Origin of the sequence: Streptomyces caniscabiei, from assembly GCF_014930365.1 — a bacterium.
Classification (GTDB): domain Bacteria; phylum Actinomycetota; class Actinomycetes; order Streptomycetales; family Streptomycetaceae; genus Streptomyces; species Streptomyces caniscabiei.
The window spans coordinates 517866-535074 of the sequence record NZ_JABXWI010000004.1 but is presented as its reverse complement, the minus strand read 5'-3'; the positions used below and the strand labels follow the sequence as shown (position 1 = coordinate 535074).

Here is a 17209-nt window from a genome sequence, read left to right as displayed (position 1 = left end):
TCAATGGGTTGATCCGTCGATCACGTATGTGAACTGGGTGATGGGGTGGGGTGGATGAGGAGCAACGCCATGTCGTCGCTGCGCGGCGCGGAGCGACGGGAGTGCTGGACCAGGGAGTCGGCCACGGCGTCCATGGCGTGCGGGCCGGACGGATCGGAGCGCGCGAGGGCGCGGGCCAGATCGTCGACCGCGTCCTCGATGTCGATGCCGGGGGCCTCGACGAGCCCGTCCGTGTAGAGGGCCAGGACGGAACCGGGCGGCAGCGGGATCTCCGTGGACGCGTAGTCGGCTTCGGAGTCGATGCCGAGGAGGAGGCCCGGGGGCAGGAGAAGGGGTTCGGTGCGGCCGCCCGGGTGGCGCAGCAGCGGGGGCGGGTGGCCGGCCACGGCCAGGCAGGCGGTGTGCGCCGCCAGGTCGAGATGGACGTAGAGGCAGCTGGTGAACAGGTCGGGGTCGAGGTCGGTCAGGAGCCGGTTGGTCCGGGTGAGCACCTCGTCGGGGGCCGCGCCGGCGGTCGCGTGGACGGCGGTGCGGACCTGCCCCATCAGGGCGGCGGCGTTGACGTTGTGCCCCTGCACGTCCCCGATGGCCGCGGCGGCCGTGGTGGGCCCCAGCTGGATGAGGTCGTAGAAGTCGCCCCCGACGTCCATGCCGCGGGTGGCCGGCAGATAGCGCGCGGCCACGTCCAGCCCGGCGACCCGGGGCAGGGTGTGCGGCAGCAGCCCGGCCTGGAGGTTGTGGGCGAGCTGGTGCTTGGTGTCGTACAGCCGCGCCCGGTCCAGGGCCTGGGCGATCAGCCCGGCGGTGGAGGTGAGGACGGCGCGCTCCTCCGGCGGGAACGGATGGGGCTGTTCGTAGGCCAGCACGAGGGAGCCGACCGGGCGCCCCGAAGTGATCAGCGGCAGGAAGGCCCAGGCGCCCATCGCGTCCTGGAGGACGGCCGGCGGATGGGCCCGCTTCAGCTCCTCGAACGTGGCGAAGAAGGCGGGGACGCCCGTGGTGAGGGTGTGCACGGCGGGGGTGTCCGAGGTGAGCGGGACGACGTCGAAGCGTTCCATCAGCTCGGCGGTGTAGCCGCGGTAGCCGGTGATCCGCAGTCGGCCGTCCTCCGCCGTCATCAGGGCCAGGGCGGCCGCGCCGGACGCCGGCAGGACCTGGTCGGCGACCTGTTCGACCACGTCGCGCACGCCCACGGCCTCGGTGAGCGTCGCGGCCAGGTGCATCAGGTGGTACAGGTTCGTGGCCCGTCCCGTGGCGGGCGGCTCGGGCGGACCCGGCCCTGCGGGGGAGGAGACGGCGGCATGCGTGTGTGCCGAGTGGGTGGGCGCGATGCGCACGCTGATGCCGGAGGCGTCCGGGACCAGGTGGAAGGAGAGCCACCGGTCCGGCGGGCGCAGGGCGATGAACGACACCGTCTCGCGGCTGAGCATGGCCGCCCGGTAGCTGTCCTCGGCGGTCGGGTCGGCCAGCCAGCGCAGCGCCTCCCACGGCTTGGCGCCGAGCAGCTCGGGGATGTCGGCGCCGAGCAGCTCGGCGGCCTCGGTGCTGAGGAAGGTGATCCGCCCGTCCACGTCCAGCGAGCAGGAGCCGCCGGGGAGGCGCTCGGCGAAGTCGACCGCGGCCTGCGCCTCGGCCGGTCCCGCGAGCCTGCGCCGCAGCGGGGGCAGCATCAACGGCTCGGCGGCGGGCCTGACCGGGTGGCCGCTGTCCGCCGCCTTCCGCAGGAGCAGGCCCAGCCGATGACAGGCGCCGGTGATGTCCTCCCGCTCCCGGGGGCTCGGCCGGGGCGGGTGCGAGGCCGGCCATAGCAGCACCAGACCGCCCCAGACGTCCGTGCCCGTGGTGATGGGGGCGGCGGCGAGGGTGAAGCGGTACGGCACGATCAGCGCCATCCGTGGGTAGTGGCGCGCCATCTCCTCCTGGCCGCTCACCCACACCAGCCGCCGCTCCCGTACGGCCTCGGACACCGGGGAGGGGGCCTTCAGCGCCACCCGCGCCCAGGGCATGGAGATCTCCCAGGGGACCCCGCCCAGCACGGCCAACTGAAGGACGGGCTCGTCCGGCAGCAGCAGATACGCCGCCGTCACCGAGGTACCGCTCTCCCTGGCGACCTCGGTCAGTGCGGACGCCAGCAGCTCGGGCCCGACGGAGCCGCCACCAGACACGTCCTCACCCGCCCCGGACCACGACGACGGGGCGAGCGGACATCCGCCGAACGCCACCCATATGCGGACCATACGCCCACGGTGCGGAGGCGGCATACGGATGGGGCGACCAGCGGGCGGGGTACCGCGCGACATCCGTGTCACCCCCCACCGCGCCGTCCCGCCCCGCGTTCAGCTCTCCTCGGTCGTTGGGTGCTGCGTGTGGGCGGTGCCGGGAGTGCGGGCGGCCAGGAGGGCCGTGCCGATGTGGGCCACCGCTCGGGGGTCGGAGAGGGAGCGGGCCGTGAGCTCCTCGATGCGGCGCAGCCGGTAGCGGACGGTGTTGGGGTGGACGAACAGGCTCCGGGCCGCGGCGGTGGCCGAGCCCGCCGCGGCGAACCAGTGCTCCAGGGTCCGCAGCAGACGCGCACGCTCCACGACCGGAAGGTCGAGCACGGGCCGCAGGACCACCCCCACCAGATGCGCCGCCTCGGCCGGCGCGGCGGCGACCACCATGGCCAGCGGGTCGTCGTCGAAGCGCGCCACGCCTGGGCCGTCGCCCCGCAGCCCGGCCAGCGCCAGCCGGGCGAACCGCAGCGCCTGCGGCGTGTCGCGCAGCGAGTCGAAGCTCGGGCTGATCCCCACGCGTGCCCGGGTCCGCCGCAGGACACCGAGGCAGGCGTCCTCGGCCGCGGTCGTCGGCAGGGCGATCAGCCCGATCTGCTGGTCGGGCAACAACCGCCACGCAGAAGGGAGTTGTGCCTGACGCAGCCCGGTCTCCACCCCCGCCAGCGGCTCCTCCCCGGGAGCCCCGGCCGCCGCCGCGGCGACCGCGTACGGCCCCCGCTCGGGCAGCCCCAGCTCACGGGCGGCCTCCCACAGCGTCGTCCGGTCGGCGATCACACCCGTGAACAGTGCCTCCACCAGCGCCGACCGCCGGGCCTGCCCCCGCGAGGTCAACTCGGCCGCCGTCTCCCGGTACGCCGCCGCGACCGCCTCCGCGTACAGGCCGAACAGCGCCCAGATCTCCGCGGACTTCGCCACCAACTGGTCGTCGGGCACCTCCGGATGCGTACGCGCCTCCGCCACGATCTCCGTCCACAGCAGCTCGAAGCCGACCCGGTACGCGTGCAGCGTGTCCGCCAGCGGCACGCCCTGCTCGGCGCGGACGCGCCCCGTCTCCCGGGCCGGGCTCGGGTCCGCGGTGGCACCCGCGCGCAGATGGTTGAGGATCAGGTCCGCGTTGGCCGTGCACGAACGGCGCAGCGAGTCGAAGGGGATCAGCGACTCGTCGTCGTAGGCGTCGACGTCCGACCGGATGCGCCCCGCGATCCGCTCGCCCAGTTCCGGCAGCCTGGAATGCAGCGCCGCGGCCACGTCCGAGATGTCCATCACCGCAGCTTAACGCCCCTGTTTTGTGCATCAGGACAACCGTGTCGGGCGTGCGCTGTCGTACCGCCCATAGGCCGCCGCCATGTGCGGCAGCACGATGTCGTGCAGGTGAACAGCGGATTTCGACGGCGACTTTCGTGGAGGACGGGTCATGGCCAATCTGGCGGAGTACCTGGTGGAGACGGCACAGCGACAGCCGGGGCGTCCCGCGCTGCGGCTGGGGGACCGGGTGACCGGCTACGCGGAGCTGGACGAGCGCAGCGCCCGCGCCGCCGCGCTGCTGAGGGCCGAGGGCGTACGGCCGGGGGACCGGGTCGCCCTGATGCTGCCGAACGTGCCCGAGTTCGTCGTCCTGTACTACGGCGTGCTGCGTGCCGGAGGCGTCGTCGTCCCCATGAACCCGCTGCTGAAGACCCGGGAGACCGAGTACCACCTGGCCGACTCCGGGGCGGTGCTGCTGTTCGAATGGCACCAGGCACCCGGCGAGGGCGCGCAGGGCGCGGCCGCAGCCGGTGTGCGGCACAAGGCCGTCGAGCCCGCGGCCTTCGCGGAGGCGCTGGCCGGACACGAGCCGCTGCCCGGCGTGGCGGAGACGGCGGACGACGACGTGGCCGTGCTGCTCTACACCTCCGGCACCACCGGCCGCCCCAAGGGCGCCACGCTCACCCACGGCGGACTGCGGCACAACACCGAGGTCAACACGGTCCACGTCCAGCGGATGACACCCGAGGACGTGGTGGTCGGCTGTCTGCCGCTGTTCCACATCTTCGGCCAGATCTGCACCATGAGCGTGGCCGTGCGCGCCGGTGCCTCGCTCACCCTGATCCCCCGCTTCGAGCCGCAGGCCGTGCTGGACGCCATCGCCCGCGACGGGGCCACGGTCTTCGAGGGCGTTCCGACGATGTACGCGGCGCTGCTCCAGCATCCGGCGGGGGCGGACGTGTCGACGCTGCGGATGTGCGTGTCCGGCGGGGCCTCGCTGCCGGTGGAGGTCCTGCACGGCTTCGAACGGCGCTTCGGCTGCGCGGTGCTGGAGGGCTTCGGCATGTCCGAGACCAGCCCGGTGGTCACGTTCAACCACCCCGACCGCCCCCGCAAGGCGGGCTCCATCGGCACCCCGATCCAGGACGTGGAGGTGCGTCTGCTCGACGACAAGGGCCAGGACGTCGCGCCCGGCGAGGTCGGCGAACTCGCGGTGCGGGGGCCGAACGTGATGAAGGGGTACTGGAACCGGCCCGAGGAGACGGCGGCCGCGATCCCGGACGGCTGGCTGCGCAGCGGCGACCTCGCGCGCCAGGACGAGGACGGCTACCTCTACATCGTCGACCGCAAGAAGGACATGATCATCCGCGGCGGCTACAACGTCTACCCGCGCGAGATCGAGGAGGCCCTGCACGAGCACCCCGCCGTCGCCCTGGCCGCCGTGGTCGGGGTGCCGCACGCCCGCCTGGGCGAGGAGATCGCGGCGGCGGTCGTCCTGCGGCCCGGCGCCCACGCCACCCCCGACGAGCTGCGGGAGTTCGTCAAGGACCGGGTCGCCGCGTACAAGTACCCGCGCGAGGTGTGGCTCATGGACAGCCTGCCGACGGGCCCCAGCGGCAAGATCCTCAAGCGGGAGATCACCGCCCCGGCGGGATGACGGCTCAGAGCGGTCCGCCGCCGAGCGGGCCGCCGCCGAGCCCGATCTCGTTGCCGTCCGGGTCGTGGTACGTGACCTTGCGTACGCCGTTGGCGTAGGTCTCGCGGCTGCTGGGCTCCAGACCCCGGTTGGTGATCCCGGCGATCCGGGCGTCGAGGTCGTCGACGAAGACGGTGTGCAGCGCGTGGCCGGCCCGTCCGGGCCGGTGCTCGATATAGACATAGCGGTGCTCCGCCAGCTCCCACACGGCCTCCGTGTCGTTCGGGAAGAACGTCGGCGGGGAGCCCAGCAGGCGCTCGTACCAGGAGAGCGCCGCTGTGTAGTCGTTCACCGGGATACCTGCGAAGAGGACGACGGCCATGCTGCCATCGTAGGGGCCACCGGCTGCCCCGGGGCGGATGCGATCATGTCGCGGGCCCGCCGCCCGGTGGCCCGGACGGCGGCGCACCGAGCGGCTCCCGTACCCTCACAGGATGTGCGTCAGCCTCCGATCCGGGCGGCGATGACCGGGGCGAGGCGGTCGGCGACGGCGCGGTGCCCCCGGTCGTTGGGGTGGACGGAGTCCGTGAGGTCGCCGGAGCCCAGCCAGCCCGTGGTGTCGACGAACGACACCCGGGAGTCCCCGCCCGCGATCGCCCCCTGCACGGCCGCCTCGGTCTGCGGGACGAACCGTCCCCGGAAGGTCTCCAACGCGAAGATCCAGGCCCCGGGGTGCGCGGCGCGGACCTTGCGCAGCAGACTGGCGTAGGCGGTCTGGAACTGCGCCGAACTCACGCCGTGGCCCACGTCGTTGGTGCCCAGGTTGATGACGACGGCGTCCGCCCGGTAGCGCCCGAAGTCCCAGTCGGGCGTCGCCGCGTTGGGGTTGAGCTTGCCGTACTGCCGCTCCAGCCCCACGCACCCGTCCGCCGCGGCCACCAGACAGGCACCGCCCTGGGCGATCTGGGTGTGCTCGGTGCCCAGCCGCTCCCCGATCAGCCAGCCGTACGCGGTACGGGCGTTCTGCGACGTCGTCGTGCCCACGGTGATCGAGTCGCCGACGAACTCGACCGTCCGGGCCGGCGCCGCCGGGGCGAAGGTCGTCGCGCCGCTGTCCAGGACGAGCCCCTGGAAGACGGCGTCACCGCGGTAGGAGCCCGCCACCACCTGGTAGTTGACCTGGAGGGTGTGGCGGCTGGCCGACAGCGCGGCCGGTGTCAGGTTCACCGTCCCCTTCACGTCGTCGTAGAACTTCACGGGCCCGTCGTCGATCCGCGCCCAGAAGTCGATCGTGCCCCGCTGCTTGAGCTGGACGGTCCGCCCGGTGAAGCCGACGCGGTAGTAGGCACCCGCCCAGTAGGGCGTGTACGCGGTGGCCGAACTCGTGGTGTCCCAGCGTCCGACGAACTTGATGTTCGGGTCGCCGGGCTGGCCGGGCGCGGCGGCCCGGGCGGTGGCGGACGCGGCGGTCCGGGTGGTGGCGGTCGCGGTCGTCGTGCCGTTCAGCGCGCCGCCGACGATCGGCGCCAGCCGGTCCGCGAACTTGGTGTGCCCCGCCTCGTTGGGATGGCCGTTGCCGTCCTCGTAGTCGGCGCCGTCGGTGAGCCAGCCCGTCGTGTCGACGTAGCGCACCCTGCCGTCCCCGGCGTCGCCGCGCGCGGCGACGGCCGCCCTGGTCTCGGTGACGTACCGCTTCTTCAGGGTCTGCACGGCGAACAGGAACGCGTCCGGGTACTTGGCCCGGACATCGCGCAGCAGGGCGGTGTACGCCGCCTGGAACTCGGCGCCGGTCACCCCGTGCCCGATGTCGTTGGTGCCCAGGTTGATGACGACCGCGTTCGCCCGGTAGCGGGAGAAGTCCCAGTCCGCGCCACCCGTACTGCCGACCTTGAAGAACTGCCCGCTCAGACCCGTGCAGCCGGACCGGGCGACGAGGCAGTACCCGGCACGCGCGATCCGTGTGTGCCGCATGCCCAGCCGCTCGCCCGTCTTCCACGCGTACGAGTCCAGCGCCAGCCGGTCGGTGAGCGCCCCGGCGGTGATGGAGTCCCCGACGAACTCGATCAGCCCCGGTGACGCGCCCGGCGCGACCGTACGGGCGCCGGGGTCCAGGACCAGGCCCTGGAAGACCGTGTCGCCGGACCGGTAGGCGATCCGCAGGGAGTGCGTGCCGGGCGCCAGGGGGCGCGGCGTGAGGTTCACCGTGCCGCGCACGCCGGCGTGGAAGACGTCGGGGCCGCCGTCGACGCTGACGTAGAAGTTGACCGCGTCCCTGGCGCGCACCTTCACCGTGGTGCCGGTGAAGGACGTCCGCACGTACGCGCCGGTCCAGTTCGCGACGGCCGTCGTACCGGAACCGGTGTCCCAGCGGCCGACGTACACGATGTTCGGGTCGGAGACCGAGCCGTCACCCGGCGCGGCCTGCGCCCGGGTGGCGCCGACCAGCGACAGCAGACAGGCGAGGAGTACCGCTGTGAGGACGGCGGCCACGCCGCCTCTGCCGGACCTGTGGGGGAAGGTCAGCATGGGGATCCTTTCTCACCGGTTGGGAGCGCTCCCATGAGCAGCCTTCCCACGGAACCAGTGAGCGGGACCGGGGTCAAGGTGCCTTGCTGTGAAGGAAGTTGGCCTCTTTGTGTGTGAGGGGCAGGGGGGAGGCCCGGCACCTCTCAGCCGCCGCCTCCCCGGCCGCCACCCTTTCAGCCCGCCGTCATCTCAGCCCGCCGCCCTCCGGACGAGTTCGCCGATCCGCGCCTCCGTCTCGGCCGTCAGCTCCGTCAGGGCGTACGTGGTCGGCCACAGGGTGCCTTCGTCGAGGTGCGCCTGGTCGCTGAAGCCGAGGGTGGCGTACCTGGTCCGGAACTTCTGCGCGCTCTGGAAGAAGCAGACGACCTTGCCGTTCCTGGCGTACGCGGGCATGCCGTACCAGAGCTTCGGCGACAGGCCGGGCGCGGCCTCGGCGACGATCCGGTGCAGCCGCTCGGCGATCACGCGGTCCGCGTCCTCCATCGCGGCGATCTTCGCGAGCACATCGCTCTCCGCGTCCGCCTCGGTGGCACGCGCCCCGCGACGGGCGGACGTCTTCAGATCCCGCGCGTGCTCCTTCATGGCCTCGCGCTCCTCGGCCGTGAATCCCTCGAACGTGTTCGTCATGGCAGTTGTCCTTCCTCGCACAGTGATGATGGGTCGATCCGGTCGACGCGGGTCAGGCGAGCCAGCGGCCCGCGCGCATCAGCTCACGTCCCGTCAGCTCGTTCGCCTCACGCCAGGCCTGCACCCGGGTCGGGGTGACCAGGAACCAGTGGTAGTACGTCGCCGAGACCCGGGGGTCGAAGCCGGTCCGCGCGGCGAAACGGTCCGCCCGCTCCGCCGGCAACGCGTCGACCGGGAGCACCTCCACGTCGCCCTCGATCATGGACACGTCGCGGGTGGGGCCCAGTCCGAGCCGGGTGGCCCGCGTCGCGGCCAGGTTCCTGCCCGTCGGGCTGTCGCCCGGCGTCGCCAGCAACAACGTCTCGCCGTCCCACTCGAAGGACAGCGGAACGAGATATGCCGCACCGTCCACCGAGGCGCTGGCCACCCAGACGTCGGCGTCATGGGCGAGCCGGTGCTGCGTGTCGCGGAGACGCACCGCGCGGGGACGGGGACCCGGGGCCTCGGTGGCGGCCTCGGCAGCGGAGTGGACGGCTGTCTCGGCAGTGGGCTGGGCGGTGGACGAGCCGGTCATGGTCACTCCTGGGTTGCTGGGTCGCTGGGTTGCTGGGGCGCATGGTCGTCGGGTGGGCGGGGCCGGGGTCGTGCCCCGTCCGGTGGTGTGTCCGCCGGGTGCGTTCGCCGTGGTCACAGCCTCCCCCGACGGGGCCACGGCCCGCCTCCGTGGTGAGCACGGAATCCACCACCGAGAAGCCACGGAGAGACCACGCAGCAGCGGATAATGACCCGGTGTCCAGTCCAGTGGTCTCGGCTCGGGAAGCCGAAGTGCTCGCGCTGCTCGGGGAGCACCTCAGCAACGCGGAGATCTCCGCGCGCCTGTTCATCTCCGTGCGCACGGTCGAGTCCCATGTCTCCGCCCTGCTGCGCAAGCTCGACGAACCGGACCGGCGGGCGCTCTCCCGGCGCGCGGCCGACCTCGCCCGCGCCGACCGGCGCCGCCCTGCACCGGCCCTCCCCGCACCGCTGACCGCGTTCGTCGGCCGGGTGCGTGAACGCGCCGAACTGGCCGAGGCGGTGAAGACCCGTCGGCAGGTGACGGCGGTCGGCCCGGGCGGGGTGGGCAAGACCCGGCTCGCGCTGGCGGTGGCGGCGGACGCGGCCGGTGACTTCGCCGACGGGGTGTGGTTCGTCGACCTGGCACCGGTCACCGACCCGGCGCGGGTGGGCGCGGCGGTCGCGGAGGCCGTCGGAGTGGGCGAACAGCCCGGGCGCGACGTCGAGGAGTCGGTGCCGGCCGCACTGGCGGACCGCGACGCGCTGCTGGTCCTGGACAACTGCGAGCAGATACGCGACGGCGTCGTGCCCTTCCTGGAACGACTGCTGATCGCCTGCCCCGGGCTACGGGTGCTCGCGACGAGCCGGGCCCGGATGATGGTGCCGTTCGAATGGGTCTTCCCGGTGCCCCCGCTGTCCTCGGACGGCGGCGGCGACTCGGAGGCCGTGACGCTCTTCCTGGAACGGGCGGCGGCGGTCGGCCGGCCACCGGAACCGGCCCTGCGCGACCGGATCGCGGACATCTGCGCACGCCTCGACGGCATGGCCCTCGCGATCGAACTGGCGGCGGCGCGCTGGCCCACGCTCGGACTGGACGGGCTCACGGCGGGCCTCTCCGACCAGCTGCGGATCCTCGCGGGCGGGCCGCGTGCGGACGACCGGCACCGGTCGGTGCGGGCCGCGCTCGACTGGAGCCATGATCTGCTGGAGCCGGCGGACCGGGCGCTGTTGCGGCGGATCTCGGTGTTCGTGACGCCGTTCACCGCGGAGGCGGCCGGAGCCGTCGCCGGGTTCGCGCCGCTCCAGCCGGCAGCGGTCGCCGACGGGCTCGGACGGCTCGCCGAGCAGAGCCTGCTCGCCGCGACACCGACCGCGAACGGCACGCGTTACCAGGCGCTGGAGACCATCCGCCAGTATGGGGCGGAGCGGCTCGCCGACGCCGACGAGCTGACGGCTGTGCGGTCGCGCCACGCCGCCTGGTGCCTGGCCGGTGCGGCCGCTCTCGCCGGAGCCGAGGGTCCGGATTTCCGCGCCCGCTTCGACGCCGTCGCCGACGACCTCCGAGCGGCCCTGTCCTGGGCCGCCACCCACCCGCCCCACCGCATGACCGCCCACCGCCTCGCCGTCGCCCTGGCGGGCCTGACCTTCACCCGCAATCTGCTCGGCGAGAGCCAACAACGCTACGAGCAGGCGGCGGCGCTCGCCGATGACATGGCCGGGGGGACAGACGTGAGGGCTGGGTTCGGGGTTGAGGCTGAAACCGGGACTCTGGCCGGCACGGCTGCCGCTACCGGGTCGGCACACGGCGCCGGTCAAGCCGCGCGTGCGCTCGGCGCCGCAGAGATCGCCGGGGCCGCGGGCGTCGCCGGCGAGGTTGGCGACGGCAGGGACCGCGCGTTTGCGGATGTGGCCGGTGCGACGGGGCGCGCGGCTGGTGTGGACGTGGTGCGGAAGGGGCGTGGTGTGGACGGTGCCGCCGTCGTTGCCGAGGTTCTGCGGGAGGCCGCCGGGGTGGCTGGTTGCCGGCGGCTCGGCGATGACATGTACCGTCTGCACCGCGCGGCCGCCGAGGCCGCCTTGCGCGCCGGCGACCACATCGGCGCGGCCCGCGACCTGGCGGCCGCCGCCACCGTCGCGTACCGCTTCTCCAGCGAGTTCGCCCATCTCCCCACTCCGGCGGAGGCCACCGCGCTCCTGACGACGGCCCACCGACTGTCCGGTGCCACGGGTCCGCCGCCGGGTGCCACCGGCCTGCTCTCGGGTGGCGTGCCGTTGCCGCCTGCCGCTGCGGAGTCGCCCTCCGGCGCCGCGGGTCTGCCGCCCGCTGCTGCCGACCGGCCGTCCAGTGGCGTGGAGTTGCCGTCCGCCGTCATGGAGCCGCCGCCCGGTGCCGGCAGCCCGCTGCCCGGCGTCGGCCTGACCCCCTCCACCCCCGGCCTGTCGCCCGCAGCCACTGGCCCAGCCCCCCACCCGCCGGTCACCCCATCCCCCACCCCCGCGCCCGAGTCGGCAATCGCCGTGGACGTCTCCGTCGTCGCCGCTCTCGCGCTCGCCGAAGCCGCCGTGGTGATGGATGCCTTCGGGGCCGTGCAGGGGGACGTCGACAACAGTGCGCGGGAGACGGTCGGTTGTGCCGAGCGGGCCGTCCGGCTGGCTCGGGCGGCGGGGGATCCGGTGGCCGAGTCCGCCGCTCTGGACGCGCTGTCCGGCGCCCGGACCTGGGCCGGTGACTCGTTCGGCGCGGCGGCAGCCGCCCGGCGACGGATCGAGATCCTGACCCCGCTGCCGCCCACCCCCGCCGCCACGCAGGAGTTGATGGACGCCCTCGCCATGGCGGCCGGCACCGCCCTCGGTGTGGGCGAGCTGGCGCAGGCCCGCCGGTGGGGCAGGCAGCTCGCCGACCACCCCTTGTTCGCCGAGGTGGAACACCACGCCACGTCCTGGCTCATGGTCGCGGACGCGTTCGCGGGCAACGGCAAGGACGTACTCGCCGGCAGTGAGGGCTTCCTCGACGCATGGCGCCGGAGCGGCCGGCAGCGGTCGTACTCCCTCGGCCCCGCCGCCGCGGGCGTCGCGATGATCCACGGTCTGCGCGGCGACCACGCGGCGCGGGAGAACTGGCTGGCGGTCGTCACGGAGGCCGGTACCGCTGCGGAGCACCACCACGGCTACGGCGCGGTCTTCGACGCCATGGTGCTCCTCCAGCACGGTGACCCGGACGCGGCCCTGGCCCGGGTCGCACCGGAGCCGGACGAGGTGTGGAAGTGGGTCTCCTGGATCTGGCACCACTGGTACGTCGGCCTGCGCGCCGAGGCCTCCGTCCTCGCCGGTCACCCCCAGGCCCGGGCGCGCGTCGCCACCGCCCGGCACCTCGTCGCCGGCAACCCGGTGGCCACCGCCCAACTGGACCGCGCGCAGGCGCTCCTGGACGGCGACCCGCCCGGCCTGCTCGCGGCCGCCACGGCATTCGACGCCGCCGGCTGCCCCTACCAGTCGGCCCGCACCCTCCTCCTCGCCGGAGGCGACCACACCGTCACCGGCATGGCCGCCCTCACCGCCCTCGGCCTCACCCCGGGCGCCTGAGGAGCTGTGTCTGAGCTTGGTCTGATCTACCAGGATCTACCCGGGGTCTACCGATGGCCTTGAGGGGCTCGGGGCGTTTGACGGTCTTGCCGACGTCGTAGCCGGGTGCCCGGTGTTTGTTCTTGGTGCCGGGTGGCCGACCGGGGCCGGCGCCTCGGGCTTTGGGAACACGGGTCGGGCGGGCGAGGTGAGCGCGGACGTTCCCGAACCCTCGGTGGACACCGCGGCCTCGGGATTACGGAGCTTGGTGAAACGGAACTCCGGACCGCGCTTGGGCGGCCGGCCGGTGACGCCGTGCACGCGGTGGCTTCGGCAGGCGCATGACGCGGTCGGAGCGAACGCGGCCGACCAGTTCGACCGGCAGGTCGCGCAGGACCAGACCAGGCGTGTGACGTCGTAGTCGGCGTCGCTGACGATCGCGATGGCGGGGCCCCCGGACTGCCACTGGCCCGCGGTAATGAGTCGCTCGACGACAGCCCGTAGCTGGGCGGCGGTGCTCGCCGCCGTACATCGCTCCGTGCCCACGACAGTGCTCGGGCAACAGCGCCAGATCGAACACGGACTTCACCGCACCGTCCGCACACAGCAGCGCGTCCACCAACTCGAAGGACTCGTCGCGCCGAGCGGTCAGACACTCGTAGGACTCGCCCCGGAAGCTTGACGCTTCCGCGAACGCTTCCCTCCGGAGAGCACTCGGCAGCAAACGTTCGAGACCGTGGCACCATGTACCGCATGACGACGAACCGAAAGGTCCATGCCGCGTAGACGGCCAGGACAGATCCGTGCTGGCGTTCCCGGCAGCCACCGGACAACGAGTGCAAGGCCGGTCATCGATGGCCTGTCTTCGTGTGCGCTGTCCGAGATCATCCGTCTCGAGCGCACCCGCAACTATCTGCAACCAGGCGACGTCAGCACGGCTGTGGGCCTGTGGAAGGACTACGTCCACCAGCCCGAGCGTGCTCTGTGGCACGACTACGAGTGGGACAACGTGCACTGGTACTGCTGCGGCAACCCTCTCGAAGCCCGAGCCCTTCTCGACACCGTGATGCAGGCCTTGTCGCCACGAAGCGCTCGCGAACTTCGAAAGATCGTCAGCCGGTCAGACGCCGTCTGGGATTTTCCGTCCCCGCCCTACGACACGGACAGAAGATAAAGAACAGGACGAGAGCGTGTTTGTGATCTCGACCGGGACCTTCCGGAGCGTGCTCCAGGCTCGGCGAGGTGAACCTCGACAAGTTCCCTTTCCTCGGTGACTTCAGGGAGCTGGAGTACGGTCGGCCGGACAGCCCGTCGCTCCGGGGCGCTGTGCGAGCCACGGAGTCGAAGCACGGCCGCGACCTGATCCGCTATCTCCGTAGCGGCTCGCTCTTGATCGCCACGCCCAGCGCCGTCCGTGACGTGCTCAGTCCCAGGGGCGCCGTCATCCGAGGACTGCACCTGCTCACTGACGGCAAGTGGCTGTGGTTCTCCGACCTTTCCCACTACGTTGAGCGCTATCACGTGGCGCTCGACCGGGTGTTCATCCAACACGCACAGAGCAATCACTGGACCGTCCCAGGGCTCAGCGACAGCGACTCGGACGCGATGCTGACCACGCTCATCGGGGCCGAGTCGGCTGAGACGGACAACGTGACTGAGCACGTCAGGCGGAGATCCGAGTCAAGGGAAGCGGACCCTGACCAGGTCTTCCGGCCCCTCGGATGGTCGAGCCGGGTCCACGGCAACGGCCGTTTCGCACCATCGCGGTCCTGAATGTTCGCGCAACCACGTGGACGGCCAAGAGTGTCGGTGTCGGCGGTGCGGATGGACCGGGAGGCGATCAGCCCGCGCTCGGCGCGGTGTTGCGGTCGTCGGCCTCACACGCCTCGCTGCGCAGGGGCGTCGTGGACGCGCTCGACAGTGTCGTCGTCGTGCCACCCTGCCAGACCACTGAGGGCGGCGCTCCCGATGCAACAGAGTCGCGGGCGGCGAGGTCGGCGGCGGTGGTGAAATAGACCCGGTTGCCGGCCTCGGCCGCGCCGCGAGCGAGTGCCGTGGCGACCATGGTCTTGCCGACCCCAGGCGGCCCGACGAACAACGCGTTGGAGGCGTCGTCGAGAAAGCGCCGCGTCGCGAGGCCGCGAATGGGTTTCTCATCGACGCCGGGCTGGGCGGCGAAGTCGAAGTCGTTGAGCGTCCAGGGACCCGGGAGCGTGGCCCCAAGGGAGTGGGTGGGGCGACCGGGGTGGAGATGAGCCACAACGGCGAGCTGTCCTCGGCGCCGATGCCGAAGTCGGGTGTGCCGAGCTGGCTCGTGACGTTTCGTGTCAGGTGAACACCCGACAGACGAGAGTGCCCGGGCGGCTTAATGTCATCTTCGTAAACGGACTGGAGGTTCCAGGAATAGAGAGGTCTGATCGTGACCATCCATGTGGTCACATCGGAGGGTTTGTGCGCGCTACGCGCCTTTTCCTTGGGACCACTGTCCACCGGTTACAGAGGGGGATTACACATGTCCAAAATCAGGCGAATTCTCGCCTCGTCCATGGCGGCCACCGTCGTGGCAGGAACGGCAACGGCCGGCCTGCTCGTCGCGCCCGCCCAGGCCGCGGAGACGGCTGCGTCGAGCCCGGTCGGCATCGCTTCCTCTGACGACGGCGCCTGCAAGACGAAGAAGACGGTCGGAAACGCGCGGAACAAGGGAGATGTCTTCCACTCCTACGCCAAGACCAAGGTGTTCAAGCACAACCATGTCGGCATCTACTACACGACGAAGACGATCGTGGAGGCGCCCGGCAAGGACAGCAAAAGCAGGTCCGTCACGGCGTCCTCGCTGAAAAAGTGTGGCCCCATCTACAAGATGTACGTCAAGGCAAAGCAGTCCAGCCGCAACAAGGCAGCCGACCACGCCTACAAGAAGTTCCGCAACATGCCGTACGACAAGAACTTCGCGAACAACAAGTACAACAACAACGGGAAGCTGAACTGCTCCGAGCTGGTGTGGAAGGCCTACAAGGATTCCGTCAACATCGACTTGGACAAGAACGGCGGGCTGGGCGTCTACCCCGACAACATCAGGGATGACGGCAGCACCGTGGTGTACCAGACCATCAAGTAACGAAGTTCGATGCGCGGTGCGGCCTGCCGGGTGCAGGTCGCACCGCCCACCGTCTGAGAGGATTCGATCCGGTGCGGATTCCCCGACCCATCGCGCTTGCTGCCGGTGCGATTCTGGCCGTGACGGCCTGCACGTCGCCTGACGGCGGAGCAGCGGTGAACATCGCCGATCCCGATGTGGTGAAGCTCGGCGAAACCGTCGTCGCGTTCTACCTCAGCCCGGACACCTCCGTCGAGAAGAGCTCGAAGAAGGAGCAGCCGGCCTATCTGGTCCTGGTGCAGGCGGACGGCAGCAAACGGCTGATCGAGACCAACGGCATGACCGAGCCGCATATCGTGTGGTCGGAGACCGGGCTGTTCTTCAGCGACGACACACGCGACTACATCCTCGGCAAGGACGGTCTGGTCAGTTTCGAGAACAAGAAGGCAGGGCATCAGCAGTCGGCCTTCGCGCTGCCGGACAACAAGGGTTTCGTCTCGGTCTACAACGAAGGATTCTCCGAATCCGGCTACGCCAACCAGGTAGCCGTCACCACTTCGACCGGTTCCCAGCTCTACCAGGTCGAAGGAAACTACTTCATGAACGCGCTGTGCGGCGGTGTCCTCAATGGAATCGCCACCGACGGGGGAGCTCATTTCGCGGATTCGTCCAAGATTCCTGGCATGCGCTCGAAGGTCGATCCCAGTGCGCATCCGGAGCTGCTTTCCCGGCTGTATCCGGCAACCGAAGGACAGGAAAAGGCCCTCGCCTGGCGAGGAGCCTTCGACGCGGGAGACCACAACCGTCACGTGCCGTGTCACGACGGTGTCATCACGTTCCTTTCCGACTACGCCGACGCCGACGGCAAGCCCCACATGACCATCGTTTCGTGGGACACCAGCAACGGTGAGTACACCGAACAGCCCCTCGTCGACGTCCAGGGACGCCCCATCGCCGAGAAACTGGTCGACCCCGAGACGTTCTCCCAGAAGTCCTACGACGCACGGGCGGTCCGCGGTGGTCACCTCGAATGGCTCGCCGCCGATGGCCGGATCATGAGTACCGGAATCGCCTCCGGGGTCACCGAGCCGCGGTTCGACACAAGGTTCACCTCGGGCAACAATTCGTCCAGCCAGGCGATCTTCACGGACCGGTCGATACACCTGATCCAGGAGACGTTCGACGGCGAGACACCCATCAAGATCAAGCAGTTCGACCGCGCCACCGGAAACCTGGTCACCGAGATCGCCGTGCCCGGGCTGGCGGAACAGCTCGGCATCGAGTTCAACTTGCGGGGCACGGCCGTTCCGCCCACCGCCTGACCCGGCAGCACCGGGCGGTGCGCTACACCCAGCGCCTCGCCGAGGCCGACGCCTCGGTGGGTCCACAGACGACGACTACGACAACGCCATGGCGGACGCGCTCAACCCGTTGCACAAGGCCGGACTGACCGTTCTCGCCTGACTGAGCTCTTTCATCCTGGGCTGGATGCGTTGGCAGGCAACGCTTCTTGCCGACCACAGGTTGATGATCACCGGCATGGTACGGCCACGCCCGTGCGCGGGACCCGGCGAACGCGCCAACGCCCAGCTCAAGACCTGGCGCATCCCGCGGAAGCCCCGCTGCTGCGTGAGCTGCACCGCCGTGTTCTCGCCGGCACCTTTCCCAAACAGGCGCCGAGCGTTGTCC

Annotated in this window: 12 protein-coding genes; 5 read left to right on the top strand and 7 right to left on the bottom strand. The window is 71.3% G+C overall.

The genetic code is table 11. The features are described from left to right. Window positions 1–20: 20 nt before the first annotated feature. Together HW837_RS14030 and HW837_RS14025 are read right to left on the bottom strand one after the other, a co-directional pair. On the bottom strand, window positions 21–2237 hold the full coding sequence (locus tag HW837_RS14030) for a SpoIIE family protein phosphatase (protein ID WP_193379632.1): 2217 nt from the start codon (window positions 2235–2237) through the stop codon (window positions 21–23). 99 nt (window positions 2238–2336) lie between these two features. After that, the gene (locus HW837_RS14025; protein ID WP_196788872.1) at window positions 2337–3536 is read right to left on the bottom strand and encodes a PucR family transcriptional regulator; all 1200 of its coding nucleotides are present in this window, start codon (window positions 3534–3536) and stop codon (window positions 2337–2339) included. Window positions 3537–3687: 151 nt separating this feature from the next. Here HW837_RS14025 and HW837_RS14020 point away from each other — a divergent pair, with 151 nt between their 5' ends. After that, a complete protein-coding gene (locus HW837_RS14020) occupies window positions 3688–5175 on the top strand; it encodes a long-chain-fatty-acid--CoA ligase (RefSeq protein WP_193379633.1) in 1488 nt (495 codons plus the stop codon). Window positions 5176–5179: 4 nt separating this feature from the next. Here the strand turns inward: HW837_RS14020 and HW837_RS14015 are convergent, their stop codons facing one another. The 4 genes from HW837_RS14015 to HW837_RS14000 all read right to left on the bottom strand — a co-directional run bounded on the left by HW837_RS14015 (window position 5180) and on the right by HW837_RS14000 (window position 8881). After that, on the bottom strand, window positions 5180–5536 hold the full coding sequence (locus HW837_RS14015) for a VOC family protein (protein ID WP_045560206.1): 357 nt from the start codon (window positions 5534–5536) through the stop codon (window positions 5180–5182). Between the two features lie 119 nt (window positions 5537–5655). After that, window positions 5656–7680 (bottom strand): SGNH/GDSL hydrolase family protein, encoded by a 2025-nt coding sequence (locus tag HW837_RS14010; protein WP_045560207.1) that lies wholly within the window; start codon window positions 7678–7680, stop codon window positions 5656–5658. A gap of 189 nt (window positions 7681–7869) precedes the next feature. Then, window positions 7870–8307 carry an iron chaperone gene (locus HW837_RS14005; RefSeq protein ID WP_045560208.1) on the bottom strand — a complete coding sequence of 146 codons (438 nt, stop codon included), beginning with the start codon at window positions 8305–8307 and terminating at the stop codon, window positions 7870–7872. Between the two features lie 52 nt (window positions 8308–8359). Continuing rightward, window positions 8360–8881 (bottom strand): pyridoxamine 5'-phosphate oxidase family protein, encoded by a 522-nt coding sequence (locus HW837_RS14000; RefSeq protein ID WP_237270162.1) that lies wholly within the window; start codon window positions 8879–8881, stop codon window positions 8360–8362. Window positions 8882–9096: 215 nt separating this feature from the next. On the opposite strand from HW837_RS14000, the gene HW837_RS48610 reads away from it, so the two are divergent. Both HW837_RS48610 and HW837_RS48600 read left to right on the top strand, forming a co-directional pair. Then, window positions 9097–12444 (top strand): LuxR C-terminal-related transcriptional regulator, encoded by a 3348-nt coding sequence (locus tag HW837_RS48610; RefSeq protein WP_313895486.1) that lies wholly within the window; start codon window positions 9097–9099, stop codon window positions 12442–12444. Window positions 12445–13665: 1221 nt separating this feature from the next. Further along, entirely contained in the window at window positions 13666–14196 is a 531-nt protein-coding gene (locus tag HW837_RS48600) for a hypothetical protein (RefSeq protein ID WP_064744281.1), read from the top strand. Between the two features lie 67 nt (window positions 14197–14263). On the opposite strand, the gene HW837_RS48095 is transcribed toward HW837_RS48600, so the two are convergent. Beyond that, window positions 14264–14683: an ATP-binding protein gene (locus tag HW837_RS48095; RefSeq protein ID WP_052682995.1), complete on the bottom strand. Its 420-nt coding sequence runs from the start codon at window positions 14681–14683 to the stop codon at window positions 14264–14266. A 252-nt stretch (window positions 14684–14935) separates the two neighbouring features. Here HW837_RS48095 and HW837_RS13975 point away from each other — a divergent pair, with 252 nt between their 5' ends. After that, the gene (locus tag HW837_RS13975; RefSeq protein WP_078853694.1) at window positions 14936–15541 is read left to right on the top strand and encodes a YiiX/YebB-like N1pC/P60 family cysteine hydrolase; all 606 of its coding nucleotides are present in this window, start codon (window positions 14936–14938) and stop codon (window positions 15539–15541) included. A gap of 71 nt (window positions 15542–15612) precedes the next feature. Then, the gene (locus HW837_RS13970) at window positions 15613–16842 is read left to right on the top strand and encodes a hypothetical protein (RefSeq protein WP_143110750.1); all 1230 of its coding nucleotides are present in this window, start codon (window positions 15613–15615) and stop codon (window positions 16840–16842) included. The last annotated feature ends 367 nt before the right edge of the window (window positions 16843–17209 follow it).

Bases quoted from the DNA above. Each gene is read 5' to 3' on its own strand.
- HW837_RS14030 (WP_193379632.1), bottom strand. From the start codon at position 2,237: ATGGTCCGCATATGGGTGGCGTTCGGCGGATGTCCGCTCGCCCCGTCG.
- HW837_RS14025 (WP_196788872.1), bottom strand. From the start codon at position 3,536: ATGGACATCTCGGACGTGGCCGCGGCGCTGCATTCCAGGCTGCCGGAA.
- HW837_RS14020 (WP_193379633.1), top strand. From the start codon at position 3,688: ATGGCCAATCTGGCGGAGTACCTGGTGGAGACGGCACAGCGACAGCCG.
- HW837_RS14015 (WP_045560206.1), bottom strand. From the start codon at position 5,536: ATGGCCGTCGTCCTCTTCGCAGGTATCCCGGTGAACGACTACACAGCG.
- HW837_RS14010 (WP_045560207.1), bottom strand. From the start codon at position 7,680: ATGCTGACCTTCCCCCACAGGTCCGGCAGAGGCGGCGTGGCCGCCGTC.
- HW837_RS14005 (WP_045560208.1), bottom strand. From the start codon at position 8,307: ATGACGAACACGTTCGAGGGATTCACGGCCGAGGAGCGCGAGGCCATG.
- HW837_RS14000 (WP_237270162.1), bottom strand. From the start codon at position 8,881: ATGACCGGCTCGTCCACCGCCCAGCCCACTGCCGAGACAGCCGTCCAC.
- HW837_RS13975 (WP_078853694.1), top strand. From the start codon at position 14,936: ATGTCCAAAATCAGGCGAATTCTCGCCTCGTCCATGGCGGCCACCGTC.